The 15,190-nt window shown below is 38.0% G+C and carries 19 protein-coding genes and 1 pseudogene; 14 read left to right on the forward strand and 6 right to left on the reverse strand.

Annotation, left to right across the window (positions count from 1 at the left end; all coding sequences use genetic code 11):
- Window positions 1-53 precede the first annotated feature (53 nt).
- From ACM0OX_RS29090 to ACM0OX_RS29110, 5 genes are all read left to right on the forward strand, one after another.
- Entirely contained in the window at window positions 54-269 is a 216-nt protein-coding gene (locus tag ACM0OX_RS29090) for a CCE_0567 family metalloprotein (protein WP_414518470.1), read from the forward strand.
- Window positions 266-583 (forward strand): nitrogenase-stabilizing/protective protein NifW, encoded by a 318-nt coding sequence (gene nifW, locus ACM0OX_RS29095; protein WP_163926945.1) that lies wholly within the window; start codon window positions 266-268, stop codon window positions 581-583. Before ACM0OX_RS29090 ends, nifW begins: the two co-directional genes overlap by 4 nt.
- Window positions 584-593: 10 nt before the next feature.
- Window positions 594-1,400, forward strand: coding sequence for a HesA/MoeB/ThiF family protein (locus tag ACM0OX_RS29100; RefSeq protein ID WP_414518471.1), 807 nt, complete (start codon window positions 594-596; stop codon window positions 1,398-1,400).
- 142 nt (window positions 1,401-1,542) lie between these two features.
- Complete coding sequence (locus tag ACM0OX_RS29105) at window positions 1,543-1,914, forward strand: HesB/IscA family protein (RefSeq protein WP_414518472.1); 372 nt, start codon at window positions 1,543-1,545, stop codon at window positions 1,912-1,914.
- A 232-nt stretch (window positions 1,915-2,146) separates the two neighbouring features.
- Entirely contained in the window at window positions 2,147-2,446 is a 300-nt protein-coding gene (locus ACM0OX_RS29110) for a 2Fe-2S iron-sulfur cluster-binding protein (protein WP_069069799.1), read from the forward strand.
- 578 nt (window positions 2,447-3,024) lie between these two features.
- Here the strand turns inward: ACM0OX_RS29110 and ACM0OX_RS29115 are convergent.
- A complete protein-coding gene (locus ACM0OX_RS29115; protein ID WP_414518474.1) occupies window positions 3,025-3,234 on the reverse strand; it encodes a TOBE domain-containing protein in 210 nt (69 codons plus the stop codon).
- Window positions 3,235-3,551: 317 nt separating this feature from the next.
- Between ACM0OX_RS29115 and ACM0OX_RS29120 the strand changes: the two genes are divergently transcribed.
- From ACM0OX_RS29120 to ACM0OX_RS29140, 5 genes are all read left to right on the forward strand, one after another.
- Window positions 3,552-4,433 carry an AAA family ATPase gene (locus ACM0OX_RS29120; protein ID WP_414518475.1) on the forward strand — a complete coding sequence of 294 codons (882 nt, stop codon included), beginning with the start codon at window positions 3,552-3,554 and terminating at the stop codon, window positions 4,431-4,433.
- A gap of 35 nt (window positions 4,434-4,468) precedes the next feature.
- Complete coding sequence (lysS, locus tag ACM0OX_RS29125) at window positions 4,469-5,608, forward strand: homocitrate synthase (RefSeq protein WP_414518476.1); 1,140 nt, start codon at window positions 4,469-4,471, stop codon at window positions 5,606-5,608.
- Window positions 5,609-6,102: 494 nt separating this feature from the next.
- Window positions 6,103-6,591, forward strand: coding sequence for an ankyrin repeat domain-containing protein (locus ACM0OX_RS29130; protein ID WP_414518478.1), 489 nt, complete (start codon window positions 6,103-6,105; stop codon window positions 6,589-6,591).
- Complete coding sequence (locus tag ACM0OX_RS29135; RefSeq protein WP_414518479.1) at window positions 6,554-7,840, forward strand: SagB/ThcOx family dehydrogenase; 1,287 nt, start codon at window positions 6,554-6,556, stop codon at window positions 7,838-7,840. The genes ACM0OX_RS29130 and ACM0OX_RS29135 overlap by 38 nt, the downstream gene beginning before the upstream one ends.
- An 18-nt stretch (window positions 7,841-7,858) precedes the next feature.
- Window positions 7,859-8,233: a hypothetical protein gene (locus tag ACM0OX_RS29140; RefSeq protein ID WP_099099965.1), complete on the forward strand. Its 375-nt coding sequence runs from the start codon at window positions 7,859-7,861 to the stop codon at window positions 8,231-8,233.
- Between the two features lie 31 nt (window positions 8,234-8,264).
- On the opposite strand, the gene ACM0OX_RS29145 is transcribed toward ACM0OX_RS29140, so the two are convergent.
- Window positions 8,265-8,735, reverse strand: a complete 471-nt coding sequence (locus ACM0OX_RS29145; RefSeq protein WP_414518486.1) for a hydrogenase maturation protease — start codon at window positions 8,733-8,735, stop codon at window positions 8,265-8,267.
- Between the two features lie 87 nt (window positions 8,736-8,822).
- Between ACM0OX_RS29145 and ACM0OX_RS29150 the strand changes: the two genes are divergently transcribed.
- Window positions 8,823-9,098: a DUF2281 domain-containing protein gene (locus ACM0OX_RS29150; RefSeq protein ID WP_118163684.1), complete on the forward strand. Its 276-nt coding sequence runs from the start codon at window positions 8,823-8,825 to the stop codon at window positions 9,096-9,098.
- Window positions 9,095-9,508: a type II toxin-antitoxin system VapC family toxin gene (locus ACM0OX_RS29155; RefSeq protein WP_414518480.1), complete on the forward strand. Its 414-nt coding sequence runs from the start codon at window positions 9,095-9,097 to the stop codon at window positions 9,506-9,508. Before ACM0OX_RS29150 ends, ACM0OX_RS29155 begins: the two co-directional genes overlap by 4 nt.
- 69 nt (window positions 9,509-9,577) lie before the next feature.
- On the opposite strand, the gene ACM0OX_RS29160 is transcribed toward ACM0OX_RS29155, so the two are convergent.
- Window positions 9,578-10,000, reverse strand: a complete 423-nt coding sequence (locus ACM0OX_RS29160) for a hypothetical protein (RefSeq protein ID WP_414518481.1) — start codon at window positions 9,998-10,000, stop codon at window positions 9,578-9,580.
- Between the two features lie 363 nt (window positions 10,001-10,363).
- Here ACM0OX_RS29160 and ACM0OX_RS29165 point away from each other — a divergent pair, with 363 nt between their 5' ends.
- Entirely contained in the window at window positions 10,364-10,930 is a 567-nt protein-coding gene (locus ACM0OX_RS29165) for a DUF1294 domain-containing protein (RefSeq protein ID WP_414518487.1), read from the forward strand.
- Window positions 10,931-11,358: 428 nt separating this feature from the next.
- Here ACM0OX_RS29165 and ACM0OX_RS29170 read toward each other — a convergent pair whose 3' ends face one another.
- From ACM0OX_RS29170 to ACM0OX_RS29180, 3 genes and pseudogenes are all read right to left on the reverse strand, one after another.
- Window positions 11,359-11,754: a type II toxin-antitoxin system VapC family toxin gene (locus ACM0OX_RS29170; RefSeq protein WP_414518483.1), complete on the reverse strand. Its 396-nt coding sequence runs from the start codon at window positions 11,752-11,754 to the stop codon at window positions 11,359-11,361.
- On the reverse strand, window positions 11,751-11,990 hold the full coding sequence (locus ACM0OX_RS29175; RefSeq protein ID WP_114083644.1) for an antitoxin family protein: 240 nt from the start codon (window positions 11,988-11,990) through the stop codon (window positions 11,751-11,753). The genes ACM0OX_RS29170 and ACM0OX_RS29175 overlap by 4 nt, the downstream gene beginning before the upstream one ends.
- Window positions 11,991-12,110: 120 nt before the next feature.
- Window positions 12,111-13,211 (reverse strand): annotated as a pseudogene (locus tag ACM0OX_RS29180) (nickel-dependent hydrogenase large subunit); the annotation flags it as partial.
- A 116-nt stretch (window positions 13,212-13,327) separates the two neighbouring features.
- On the opposite strand from ACM0OX_RS29180, the gene ACM0OX_RS29185 reads away from it, so the two are divergent.
- Window positions 13,328-14,818 carry a site-specific integrase gene (locus ACM0OX_RS29185; protein ID WP_414518484.1) on the forward strand — a complete coding sequence of 497 codons (1,491 nt, stop codon included), beginning with the start codon at window positions 13,328-13,330 and terminating at the stop codon, window positions 14,816-14,818.
- Window positions 14,819-15,190 lie beyond the last annotated feature (372 nt).

Here is a 15,190-nt window from a genome sequence, read left to right on the forward strand (position 1 = left end):
ATTTATAACTCATAACTTCTAACTCCTAACTTTTAGAAAAGGAGTGGCTGATTGTGCAAGCAGAAGAAACGAGTATTGAGGAAATACAAGCAAAAATCAGACGGCTCAACAGTAAAGCAGGTCAAATGAAAATGGATCTGCATGATTTAGCTGAAGGTCTGCCAACAGATTACACAAAACTTATGGATGTTGCCGCCGCAACTTATGAAATCTATCGCCAGTTAGATGAACTTAAGCAACATCTAAAACAATTGGAGAATGCCAAATGACTCGAACTATTGATGAATTCAAGAAGCTCGTAGATGCAGAAGAATTTTTTCAATTCTTTAATATGTCCTACGACTTAGAAGTTGTAAATGTACATCGTCTACATATTCTGAAAAAGTTTTCTCAATATATGCAGGAAATTGATGATAATTCTCCTGACTTGAGTCAAGAAGAGAAATTAAATCAATATTCTTTGGCTTTGCAAAAAGCTTATCAGGTATTTATCGAATCGACAGCTTACGAACAAAAGCTGTTCAAAGTGTTTAACGATAAACCGAAAAATGTAGTCACACTGACAGAAATCACTTCTGATTAGGAGGTATAAATTGGTTAACCTAACGCCTACCGAATTAGAACGCTATCGTCGCCAAATGATGCTTCCAAATTTTGGCGAAACAGCACAGAAACGCTTGAAGTCAGCGACAGTTCTGGTGACAGGTGTGGGGGGATTAGGCGGTACGGCGGCGCTTTACTTAGCAGTAGCGGGCGTTGGGCGGCTCATCCTAGTCCGGGGTGGTGACTTGCGGCTAGATGATATGAATCGTCAGGTTCTCATGACTGATGATTGGGTAGGTAAGCCAAGGGTATTCAAAGCTAAAGAAACTCTGGATGCGATTAATCCTGATGTCCAAGTGGAAGCTGTTCATGATTACATCACCCCGGAAAATGTAGATTCGTTAGTGCAGTCGGCTGATATGGCTCTTGATTGCGCCCACAACTTTACAGAGCGCAATTTGTTAAATGAAGCCTGTGTGCGATCGCGTAAGCCAATGGTGGAAGCGGCAATGAATGGGATGGAGGCTTACCTAACGACGATTATTCCTGGTGTGACTCCTTGTTTATCTTGTCTGTTTCCAGAAAAGCCTGATTGGGATCAGCGCGGCTTTTCAGTTCTAGGCGCTGTTTCTGGGACACTAGCTTGTTTAACAGCTTTGGAAGCTATCAAGCTGATCACCGGGTTTAGTCAGCCTCTGTTGTCGCAATTGCTGACAATCGACCTAAATCGGATGGAATTTGCTAAACGCCGTTCTCACCGCGATCGCTCTTGTCCAGTATGCGGTAATAGTGCGCCTTGGAGACACGCGCAATCCAATTCGATGGAAGCCACAGGGATTGCACAAAATAGTCTTTAGTCATTGGTCATTAGTCATTCAATTTTAGATTTTGAATTTTGGATTTGGGAATGAAGGAAAAATCTAAAATCTAAAATCCAAAATTGGCTGACAACCCACATCTGAAATCAGAACAACTAATCGCTACAAATCAGGAGACTTCATGGCCGTTATTTTATCAGAAAAAGCAGAATTTCATCTGCGGGCATTCCTTAAAGGTTCCGCATCCGATGCTAATGGCGCAACTAAAGGTGTCCGCATCTCGGTAAGAGATGGTGGTTGCAGTGGCTATGAATATGCGATCGATATCACCAGCAAACCCCAACCAGATGATTTAGTAAGTCAGCAAGGTAAAGTACTGCTTTACGTTGATGCCAAAAGTGCGCCGTTATTAGACGGAGTTATCGTTGACTTCGTTGAGGGAGTGATGGAAAGCGGTTTTAAATTCATCAACCCCAATGCAACTGATACCTGCGGTTGTGGAAAGTCCTTTAAAACAGACGATGGTACGCCTACTGGTGTACCTTGCAGCTAAAGCTAACATCATTTCGTTAGTGCTAAGTCAATTGTAGAGATTTCCCATACACACTCCGCAGAATTTCAATGCTCTTGAGGTAGCTTCTAGTTCACTTTGCATCTCTTACCCCTATAGAGAAGCTGACTAAACTTAGCATCTCTGTAAGAAGAAAAGAAGCAAAAAGTAGGATAGGTTGCTCAAAAACTTCAGAAATTACACCAACTGTATAACGTTTGAGGAGAATCGGAAAATGGCTTCCTACCAAGTTAGATTAATCAACAAAAAAGAAGACATCGACACCACAATTGAAGTTGACGAAGAAACGACAATCTTGGAAGCAGCAGAAGAAAATGGTATTGAGTTGCCCTTTTCATGTCATGCAGGTTCCTGCTCTAGCTGTGTTGGTAAAGTTGTCGAAGGTGAAGTTAATCAAGACGATCAAAACTTTTTAGATGACGATCAAGTTTCTAAAGGATACGCTTTACTTTGTGTAACTTATCCTCGTTCTAATTGCACAATTAAGACACATCAAGAAGCATATCTGGTCTAAGTTATTACTTTGGTTGCTGCCTTTAGCGACCAAATAAAACATGAAGGATGAAGGATGAAAATATACTTCCTTCTTCCTTTCACAATTCCTAATTTATAATTCAAATCTTTACCAGCTTTAGTGTTACTGGCTGTTCATTATAGTTATTGAAAACAGGAGAGCGAGGAATCATAATTTTCTGTAAAAATCAGGATGAAACAATATTGAAAAAAACTTACATTGATGGGAATAATAACAGGAACTTATATCAGTTTAAAGCAAGATTTTCACTTTTTTATTCTCAACATTGATAACAGAGATTTTGGACTAAATTTAGAAAGTGCCCGAGCGATTTATGTTCGCGTTATTAATAATTCCATTAATTAGCATTTATGTATAGCCTTACTTAATTATTTATGAAAAATAAAATATCCGAATTTTTAAATAAGTCTGGCTCTATGATTTTCAATTCTTATAAATCTAATGTGATTGCTGTAATTACGATCAACGAAGCTATTACACTCTTTTGGTCAATAAACTATATAAATGCAATTTGATATGAAAAATAGAGTGGCTTGCAAAGGAAGCCACTCTATTTTTTAATCAACAGCAATTATCACATCTGATGATTTAATCACAGCATAAGCCTGTTTACCTTCTGCAAGTGATAACTTCTCTGCTGATGATTTTGTGATGATTGACACTAGCTCTACTCCTGGCGCTAGTTCTAAAGTTATCTCAGTATTAACTGAACCATGCACAACTTTTTTGACAGTACCCTTAAGAGAATTACGAGCGCTAATTTCCATGTTTTTAATTTACTAACTTGAATTATTTATACCTTAGTTAAGTTAGCAAGTTTTGATTTTAAAACTAGCTATATTTAAGATATCTTAATAATTTTGAAATAATTCTCATTTACTTAAAAGTAGTATCTCTGCTTGACGGGCATTACAAAAATTGGCAGAGCGGTCATTTATTGAAAAAAGCAAGATAAAAAATTAAAAAAACTAACTATTGATGGATATTATCATCCATTTAACACAGCTATTTAGCTATGTATAAATACTGAGGCTAATGTATATTTGTGTATTTATAATAACTAGACTAAAAAGAGGTTTATATTGTGCAGCATCAAGTTAATACAACAAGGCCAAATCTATTTTTTGAACATTTAAGTCCAGTTGTAGGTGTAGGATTTCCTGTTCCTAAAGACTGGTTGCCAATAACAAGTTTTCCTTTACTAATTATAGTAGGTATGACTGGCGTGGGAAAAAGCACGATCGCAAAAGCTTTGGCTGAAGAAGGCTTGGATTTTACACTTTTACCTAATCGTCGTGTTTTAACCGAACGCGTAATAATTGCGCCAATGTTAAAAATGCAAGAGAAACTCATGCAGCCTCATTGCCGGATTAAACGTTTAACTTATACTCGTCTTTATCGAGAATACTTTCCTGGTGGAATGGGTCACATTTTAGCTTCTCTACACATCAATCCACAAGAAGTCAACTCTATGTTAGTTTTCGATAGTTTGCGTGGTGAAAATGAGGTTAGCTATGCAGCTACAGCTTTAAAAAATGCTAATTTTGTAATGTTGACCGCACCAAATACGGTGCGTTTAGAAAGACTTCTAAAACGTCATGATTCTTTTGATCGAATTGCTAATCAAGAATTAGACGATCCTATGCAAATTATCCCAGAAGTACTGAGCAATTTTGCTAGTTTAGGCGTACCAGAGGCTTCTGCTTATTTTACTCCTAAAGAAGAACAGCAAATCTTAGAACTTGTAAGCAAACAAGTTGTTACAGGTGGAGAATTGCGAGAAAAACTAAAAATATTTGTGGAAGAGAGTCAGAACTATGATTCGGTACCGACAAAACAGATTTTAGAAGCGATGGATACAAGCGATCGCTCTCTTATAATTGATACTATAACCAGTCCCCAAGAATCAGCCAAAGAAATTATTTCTCGATTATGCAAATCTGTTAACATAAAAACTAATAAGTGAATCTCCTTAGTAAGAATTAGTATAGGGATTACTCAATGTCGCTATCTGAATTTGCAATTGTAGAAAGTACTCTCCGTGAAGGTGAACAATTCGTCAAAGCCAATTTCTCTTCAGATGATAAAGTCGAAATCGCTGAGGCCCTTGCTGCATTTGGAGTGGAATATATAGAGTTAACGTCACCAATTGCTTCACCTCAATCTAGACAAGACTGTGAACGATTGTCTCGGTTAGGCTTGCCATCCAAAATATTAACTCACATTCGCTGTCACTTAGAAGATGCTAAAGTCGCTTTAGCGACAGGCGTCGCTGGGATTAATTTAACTATTGGTAGTTCTTCTTTGATGCGTCAGTTCAGTCATGGTAAAAATATTAATCAAATTATTGATTTAGCATCTGAAGTTTTAACTTTTATTCATCAACAAGCCCCCGATATTGAGTTACGCTTTTCGGCTGAGGATTCGTCACGCACTTCCATAGAAGATTTAATTACAATTTATTCGGAGATTGAAAAGTTAGGAGTTGTCAAACGCATAGGAATTGCCGATACAGTAGGAATTATTACGCCAATGCAAGTATTTGAATTAGTGAAGACTTTGCGCCAGTTCACTAATTTAGATATTGAATTTCACGGTCATAATGATACAGAATGTGCAAATGCTAACAGTTATACAGCACTGGAAGCGGGAGCAACTCATATTGACACTTGTGTTTTGGGAATTGGTGAACGTAATGGTATTACCTCACTAGCTGGATTTATAGCTAGGTTATATGCTACAAATCCAGAGCAGATTAAGTCTAAATATCGCTTGGAAGAACTTGGTTACTTGCATGAATTAGTTGCGAGAAAAGTTGGAGTTTCTATTCCTTTTAACCACTGTGTTTTTGGGGAAAGTGCTTTTAGTCATAAAGCTGGCATTCATACTAAAGCTATGCTCAATAACTCGGAGACTTATGAAGCTATTAATCCCCGGAGTTTTGGTGTAACGCGGTCAATTTTAATCAATCATAAATTGGCTGGAAAACAAGCGGTTAATCACCGAGCTAATGAATTAGGACTTTCCTTTAATTTATCGCAGCTAAAAGATATTACCCATAGATTGAAAGCTTTAGCTGATAACCAAAGTCTTACCATCGAAGATGTAGACAATATTTTATATTCTTATCATTGCCAGTAAATTTGAAAATATACACACTTACTGTCCAAGTGTAGATTTTCGACTTCTTCAAGAAGTCGAGGATCTAAATCCATCTATATCTGCTATTAATGTATCTTATGGAAGAAAACTGTAAAAATTACTGCTTTTCCATTCTTTTTCAAGTTTTTTTTAAGAAGAATGTTTGCTGTTCTTTATAAATGATTCATAATTTAAACTTATAAAATTGATAGCATATATGTAAGTTAAAAGAATTTGGATAACATTTTTTCAATAATGGTAAGTATTCCTCACCATTCTGTTTGCCAAGCAAATTTATATTAGAGGTTGTTTGAAAAGTCCTCTTCTTGGTAGCAAACTGTTCTAGATCCCCCTAAATCCCCCGATAAATTGGGGGACTTTGATTCCCGTTCCCCCCTTTTTAAGGGGGGCTAGGGGGATCAGTTAGTGCCTAAAATCACAGCCAACCACTTTTCAAACAACCTCTTAGTAAAAAAGTTAACTGAGGAGTAGTTATGAATCGAACCAACAGTCAAAAATTGAGTGAAGCAACAACCCAATGGCTAATAGCAAAAGGCTATAATCTTAGCGATTTAAATCAGCCAGGAGAAAATGGCGATACAGCTTTGATGAAAGCCACAAGAGAGGGAGTTTATGCAGTCGTCAAAGAGCTAATTGATGCAGGTGCGGATATCAATGCTCGAAATAGCGATCGCAACAATGCTTTATGGTTTGCTTGTTTTGGTAATCACTACGATTTAATTAATTTACTCTTGGCTCATAACATTGACATTAATAACCAAAATGATAACGGTGCAACTGTTTTAATGTACGCAGCATCAGCCGGAAAGACAGAAGTTGTCAAGTCACTTTTACAACATCATCCTAATTTATATTTAAAAAATTTAGACGATTATAAAGCGATAGATTTTGCTAGCAACGTAGAAGTCTTAAGGATAATTAAAAATGCCATCAAGTCAGATATCGGGCAAAGCCTATCATGACGCTACCAAGCATTCTTACTTATCGGTACAACTCGATCCAAATTATGTAGATGCTTCAACACAGCCATCTGCATTTAAAGTTTATCCCAAGTTTTATCGGAGAGTGAAATTAAATCTCAATAATCCTGTTCACTCTTTTATCTCATTAACCAGTGCGATAACACTAGAAAAAGTATATAAAGATGGCCCTTATAAACTGAGAGTAAATCCATCAGCAGGCGCTCTGTATCCTACAGAAGTTTACGTACAGATTCGTGGCATTGAGGGAATAGTAAATGGTATATACCATTTAGAAGTTGAGAATAATTGTCTAACTCTCATCTATGAATTAATTGATGATGGGTTAGAGAGTTACATTATACCGGGTAAATGTATCAACGGATTCATCTTTTTAATTAGTTGTGTTTATTATAGGTCTAGCTGGAAATATCAAAATAGAAGCATGAGATATTGCTTTTTAGATAGCGGACACCATTTAGGTGCAGTTGCAGCTTCAGCTTTTCTCCACAACCGAGATATACAACTAATTTTTGACTTTGATAAACTTACGCTCAATTCTGATTTGGGATTCGAGAATAAAGAGTTTATTACTGCTTGTGCGGTGTCAGGAGAAATACAAGAAAAGAAAATCAGACACTTAAGGTTAAAAGTTCCTTTTGTCTCTGGTACTGATTATTTTGAATCCAATCAATTTATTGAAGATGCTTATCAAGCAACTACTCAACAAAAGAGTCGTCAGCAAAATTTAGAGTATCCTCAATTTGATTTCGATCGGGATAAATTTTATCAAACTGTTTGGGATAGACGTTCTATTAGACGTTTCCGGAAAGAGGCTATTTCTCAAGAAGATTATTTATATATAGTGCAACAACTTCAACAGTCAATACCGACAGAAAACTATGAGGAAATAGAAATTTACTCAGTGGTGCATCGAGTAGAGGGAATGACACCTGGGTTATATAGAGGTACACATCTGGTTAAAACGGGTAATTTTAGTGAAAAGACAGGTTACTTATGTATTAATCAGGCTATTGCTAAAGATGGCGCTGTAACTTTATTTTTTGTGTCAGATTATTTAAATTATCAAATTGCTATGCAAATAGCTGGTTTTCTCGGACAAAGACTTTATTTAACTAGTAATTATTTGGGAATTCAGTGTAGTGGGATTGGTGCTTATTATGATGACGAAACCCAAGAATTATTAGAAACAAATAAAGATGTACTTTATGGAATGGTGATTGGAATATAAGCAGGAAGCTAAAGAGAGATGGCTAGAAAGATGTATTACTTTAATGGTGATGACTCACATCCTATACAACCGACATCTGCGGATATTATACTGCGGCAACAGCTAGAGGATTCTATTAGCAGATACTTTTATGATGCGTGCGATCGCACTATTCAAAATCTTCTATCTGATTGTCGGTGGTATGTCACAACCCACGCCAATGCTCTGACATTGGTAATTGAATGTCCCGATCAGGTTATTAATTGGCGTGTTTTACAAAAAATCGTGCCAATGGGGACATTGCTATATGGAATTGTTAACAGTGCTAAAATCCGTGTTTGTCCGCCAGAAAGTCAAGGTATACCTTTTGAAATGAGGGTAGATGAACTTTCTGTTTATCGGGATTGGGCTTAAAAAATAGTTAGGAGTTAGGAGTTAAGAATTTTTACTTATTATTCTGGCTGATAAGTGCAGCTACCTCTTCAAAAACTAAATCAGCAGAATGTTTGACAACAGGACTTAACTCTAGTCCCAAACCAAGATTTGCCGCTTCAATTAAATAAACTGTCACATCTTCGGGAAAATCATTTTGAAAGATTTTCCGTCCAGCGGCTAAAGCATTATCCCAACGAAAATCGTGTAAGTTATAACTAGGTTCTGGCAAAGCTTCCAGTTCTTTTCCTGGAACTTTAAACACAGCACCCGGTTCAGAACCAGTTGAACTTGCATCAATAATTACTAATTTTTTACTACCTCTAGCTTGAAACATTACTTCCATCCCTGCGGTGCCACAGTCATAAACTCGCACATAAGGATGAGGGTTTTCAGCTAGATATTTTTGTAAGCGTTGGGCAATGATTACGCCTACAGCGTCGTCATTGCGATTGAGATTGCCGCAACCAATAATAGTTAGCATTTTTTGTACGCCAATGTCTTCAGCCGTCACCAGCGCGATCGCATAAAGTACAATAAGTCAAAGTAATTCTTTCCTTTTGGCAAGCGTATGGATACTTTGACTACAAATAGACAGACATTAATTGAGGCAATTAATGCTCTCCCAGATGAAAAATTAATTGAGCTAGCAAGCTTTGTTGAATATCTTCAATATAAATCGACAAGACAAAAAGAAGTAAACAATCATGGGTCTTCTTTTCTAATGTCTATTGCAGGATTAGGAGCTTCAGCGGAAACTGATGTCTCAGAACAAGATGAAGATATATTAAAAAATGAGATTGATTCTGTACGTGGTTGGGGTCTTAAAGCAGATGATCGTACATGACAGCAATCCTGGATACAAGTTTCTTATTTGCACTTACTAACAAGAGCGACCGCAATCACTCTCGTGTTTTTACTGTCGCAAAGACGTTGAGTGAATCATTAATTTTACCAACCTCTGTTCTTCCCGAAGTTTGTTACCTAATTTCGTCTAGACTGGGACATCAACTAATGCGTCACTTTTTGGTTGAACTTGCTGCTAGTGATATTCGACTGGAATCAATTCACTTTAAAGATTTAGAGCGAGTTAATGAAATTCTGGAACAGTATGCTGATAGTCAGCTTGACTTTACAGATGCAACGATTATTGCACTTGCAGAGAGAGACAACATCACTCGTATCTTGACGCTTGACCGTCGTGACTTTGGTTTTGTTTGTCCGAGACACTGTGATTATTTTGAGTTATTGCCATAATCTGCAAAATAGGAGGCTCTGACTTATGAGACAGACAAAGCCTCTGAAAAATAATTTCTCAGCAGGAAACTATAACTCTACACCATGTTTCTTGGCAACTTCAGTCAGTTTCTCATACTGATGTTGTGATGCTTGAGTTAATATCTCTTCAGCCTGTTCTTTAGTACTTCCCTCTTTAGGAATTAAATACTTGACATAAAGAGATACAAAATCAGCAGCGATCGCTAAACCAGATAAAGCATGTTTGTCAGCTTCTTTGCCAGCGATCGCAGCTACCAAACCAGCTTTAATTGGGTCTGGTTTAACTTTCATGAACTGCTCGACAAGTTTAGGAACATAGTCTTCTGGTGACAAATTATCTAACTTACTTCTATCTGGAGTAAAGTTACATTCTGCGGCTTTAGCCTGCTCTAAAACACACCATTCTATGTATTCTTGCAATGCTGCATCGGGAACGCGAGGGAGATAATTATGTAGCGCTAAATCAGACACAAGCTTACCGTGTAAATTGCTGTTTATGCAAATGCATTAACGCAAGCCTAACCCACTATTTCTATAAGTTTTAGTGTGTTACGCTACGAGTTTTGAATATAAGACATTGGGAATAGTCCGTTAGTTATCACCAGATTTTTACTAAGTTAAAAGAGTTGGTGGAGCGATGTCTCCGACGGGCTACGCCTACGCATTTTTGGTGTTGTCTATTTGTGTAGATAAGGGCACACTATAAGATAAATATAAATATATGATTTGTTCATGAAACCTGCTTTACATAAAGGGCAACTAATCACATGAAAGGACGATCGCGGGTTTGGTTTCATACAACCCGATGATGGTAGTCAAGAAGTCTTTCTACACATTACAGCATTGAAAGACGTTAACCGTCGTCCCCAAGTTGGTGATTTTGTTTGTTATCAACTGACAGCTAGTAAAGATGGCAATGTACGCGCTTTTAATGCTTCAATCAAAGGAGTTACATCAAAGTCCTCACCTTCTGCTGCACCAAAGAAGTCTATATCCAGAACTGTAGACAAATCTACATCATTAGCATTAAAGACATTACTTCTATCTTTACTACCGGGGTTAGGTTCAATCCATCTTGCACTAACAACTGGCAACTCAATTCCGCTAATTCTTTATCCTGTCATGAGTTTCATTACCTTTAGGCTATATGCCGATGATAAGTCTCGCGCACAACAAGGACGATGGAGAACGCAAGAAAATACTTTACATCTATGCGAATTTATGGGTGGTTGGTTAGGTGCATTTGTTGCTCAACAGAAGCTACATCACAAAAGCAGCAAAGTTTCTTATCAAGTTGTATTTTGGGTGATAGCAATTCTTCACATCGTATTTTGGTTAGATTGGCTATTTTTTGGTAAGGCGTTGATAAATTTGTTTTTTACTATTGCTTCTAGAGGTTAATTGAGTCAAGTCAATGAGCAATCTAGTAAGTTTTAAGATGGTGAAGTCTTGCGATTTTGCTGCCCAAAGTAGGGAAATGTCGTACTTATTAAACATTGAATCGGCGATCGCAAGCGTCATTTCTTCTATCTGAACCTCTGCAATCAACATTTTGTCAAGTGGATGAACGCAATAAGCAGCAGCGAACGCCGAAATAGCAAATGCGAACGCTGAAGTAACAAATGCGAACGCCGAAGTAACAAATGCGAACGCCGAAGTAACAAATGCGAACGCTGAAGTAACAAATGCGATCGCCGAAGTAACAAATGCGAACGCTGAAGTAACAAATGCGAACGCCAAAGTAACAAATGCGAACGCCGAAATAACAAATGCGAACGCTGAAGTAACAAATGCGATTGCCTCCGGCACGCTACGCGATCGCGCAACTCTCAAGGTACAACATTCACGAACCCAAATTGACGAAAGTGATGATCAAAAGTGAATGCCTGAGTTAAATGGAGTTTATTCATCACAACCCGACTGGCACAGTCCGTGAAACTCCAGTTTTTATCTGAGAACTGACGGAAAATCTGCCAAGTTTGTTGAATATCCTCTTCTGTCAGGTAATAAATGGTCGTCAGATTATCTGAAAAGAATGCCTCTCCTAGGCTGATTGCCCTCAACGTTTCTCCACGGGTTCTCAAAAGGGTTAAGGTTTCATCAACAACGTAATCTGTTGTTAGCAATGGCTGAATATTTTGATTAACCCATGAAGACGCTGCCTGATGCTCAGTATCGGAAGGAACAATACTAGCAAACCAGGCGCTGGTATCTACAAAGATCATGTTGCACTATGGGGAGGATAAAGAATAGTGTCATGATCTCGACCAGAAAATTTATCATTGCTTACTTCTAAGGGCATGGCTGCAATTTGTGCCAAAATCTCTCTAGGAGTTTTGTTTTGAGGTTTAGCCTCAGTTGAAATCACAGTGACTTCAACACGAGTTCCTTCGGCTAATGGAATCGGCTGTAATAACCTCAGTACACCCTGTTCATAAACAGCTTCTATAGTTATAGTCATAAACTTTTCCCTCATGCCATAGCTATTTCTAATCATGGCATAATATCTAACATAGTAAAAAACATAGCTAATGACTAACTAAAAAATAATTAGCCATTAGCTATTAGAAATTAGCATATTTTAAGCGGTACGAAAACGCGCTAACTCTTCACCAGTCTTAGCATCATGGGCGTGAACTGTACATACCAAACATGAATCAAACGATCGCGCCACATGACCAACTTCCACCGGATCGCTAGAATCGTAAATGGGTGTGCCAATTAACGCTTCTTCAATGGGGCCGCGGATTCCTTCACCGTCACGAGGGCCAATATTCCATGTACCTGGGGCAATAACTTGGTAGTTCTTAATCTTACCGCCCTCTATTTCCACCCAGTGAGATAAGGAACCGCGTGCTGCTTCCGTTGCACCCCAACCGCGTCCATCTTTTTCTTTGGGTTTGATATACCAAGGGTCGTTTAATTTGAATTCGCGCAAACAGTGTTCAGCTTGACGATATAACTTGACAAGTTCGTGAACTCGTGCTAGCTGACGCACATGAATACTAGCACCACCCATCCTTTTGAAGACATCGAGGATGAAGGGGTCGTAGTGTTGCCAAGATTCGCCATGTTGACCACCAGCTACTAATTGCCGCGCTAAGGGGCCGGTTTCCAAGCGTCCGAAGTCTTTGTGAAGGACTGCACTCGACCAAGAGTAGGCGTTATCGAAGTCTTTGGTATTGATTGCAGTGGGTTTAGTGGTGCGATCGCTAGGGTGAATATCCTCTGTCCCTTCATCGTACCAAGAGTGAGTGGTATTCTCGCGGGTAAATGACTGATCCATTAAAACGTGAGTGTCTGCAAAGCTGTCGTACACTCCACTTTTCATAATCATCGCCGCATTTCGTCCTTCGATAGTCGGCTTTTGGTATTTATCTTCATGGGCTAAATATCCCCAAGTGACATATTTACCAACACCAGCGCCATATCTATCTAAACCGATGTCTAAACCCATCCGCCAATAAAAACCTAAGTCGGAATCTCGATGATTTCGGTCTTCATCCAACCAGTCTCTAAAGTCATCATAAGTTTGGATTTGTTCGTAGCGTTCTAAAGAACAACCTAACCACACTGGTTCTAACCAATTAGTACGGAAATATTCAAGAATCGCCCAAGCGCGGGTAATGTCTGTAAGAGTGGGGGCGCACATCACACCACCAGGCACCATATAACTGCTGTGGCAACTAGTGGTATGGTAAAAATGTTCGTGAGTAACTTGTTGCGTAAAGTGATTTTGCTCAACAATAACATTTTATTTTCACCATTTCAGCTTATAAATAAGGGAATATTTAGGGAATGAGCGGGCAAAATCAAAACCAGGGTAATTGCGATCGCCACAATTTCATATCGCAGACATATCCCCCATCTACACATGAGGATGCAAACGCAGACTCAAGGGATTTGTTCGCCGATATTTTTGCAGATTTTGAGCCGCACAACACCACAGACGGTAGCTACAAAGGAACAATGGCGAAAATTAAAGCAACAGAACTACAGTATCAAGCAGTTTTTGAGCAGAAGTTAGTCGAAGCTAATAGTAATTTAAAAAGAGATAGAGTTAAAGTTAGCATTAAACAAACTGGCAATTCTCTACAGTTACGAGCTACCCTACCGTTAAAACCAGGCGATTGCAGCTTAGGTAAGGAAAAAAAGCAGTATGACTTGTCTCTAGGGATACCAGCAAATTTAGAGGGACTGAAAACTGCGATCGAGGAAAGTTACGAGTTGGGTAAATTAATCGCTCGCCATACTTTCGAGTGGAATGAGAAGTATTTAGGAATTAAATCTAGAGAGAAGCAAGAGATAAAAACTATTGGGGAATTATTAGATACATTTGATGAAAAATATTATCAAACCCGTCAGAAAACTATAACCAGTCAAAATACTTTTGCTAACTATATATCCGTCCTTAAAAGAAACTTTCCTTTAACAACTTTGTCAACAAAAAATAATTTTGAGGAAATTATTAATTCATTTCAGGGAAATAAAAAAAATGAATTAATTGCGGTAAGTTCTGTTTTTATTAAAACCTTTCAGTTGGGATTTATACTTGATGTGACACGGGATCATGTCACTCCTGCCCATCGAGAAATACCTGATAATGATAAAATAGTATCTTCTTTTGACCTATTTGAAAAATTCGCGCTCAATCGCAAAAATACAAATATCACTGATGAAATAGACACCTGGGAAATGTGGCGTTGGGTATATGGAATGTTGGCAACCTTTGGGTTAAGACCAAGGGAATTATTTGTCGAGCCAGATATTAATTGGTGGATGTGTCCTCAAAATATAGACCATACTTGGAAAGTCAATAAAAATACAAAAACTGGATATCGAGAAGTTATCCCCTTTGTACCAGAATGGATAGAATTATTCGATTTACAAAATCCCAAACCATTAAAGATTTTAGAAAAAAAGGTGACAAAAATTGCATCTGTGCAAAATATTAATTGGATGCGGAGAGATATATCCAGATGGTTTAGAAAAGTGGGAATTGAGTTTCAACCCTACGATTTGCGTCATGCTTGCGCGATTCGAGCGCATCTCCAGGGAATACCCATCAAAGCCGCAGCAGACAATTTAGGTCATACTGTTGATGAACATACAAAAACCTATCAAAGATGGTTTGGTATTGAAAACCGGAAAAAAGCCTTTGGTGAGGTAATTAGTCAAAAGTCATTAATTGAATTGCAGAAGAATGAAATATTGGCGCTACGGATGGAGAATGAAAGGTTAAGGTTGGAGGTGGAAAAGTGGAAATTATCGGTTAGCAAAAATCTATAATTAACTATAGTGCTTTCTACCACTGAATTGTTTATTCTAATACATGGAAAATTTCTGTCTAATAAATAGTGATTCCTACTGCACATCATCAGTTTTGACGTTGAATCCTGACTCTGCTAAATTTGATACTCTAGGCTAAATTTTAAAATAAAATTCTTCCTGGATGATCATCGGAAATGAGGGAACAATTATGATCCGAAAGAGTATACCAACCAATATAGCTCGTAAACTTTGGTCACAGTGTAGTGGCTTTTGTCAAAATCCAAGTTGTAACAAGTACCTTTTTGCTGAAGTAGAGGATAATGCAGTTAGTCTTGCTACTGGAGTTTAGACTAAGCCATACAAAATGACCCAGCAGGGCTGAGTTAATCA

It is taken from the genome of Nostoc sp. PCC 9305 (assembly GCF_963920915.1).
GTDB lineage: Bacteria > Cyanobacteriota > Cyanobacteriia > Cyanobacteriales > Nostocaceae > Nostoc.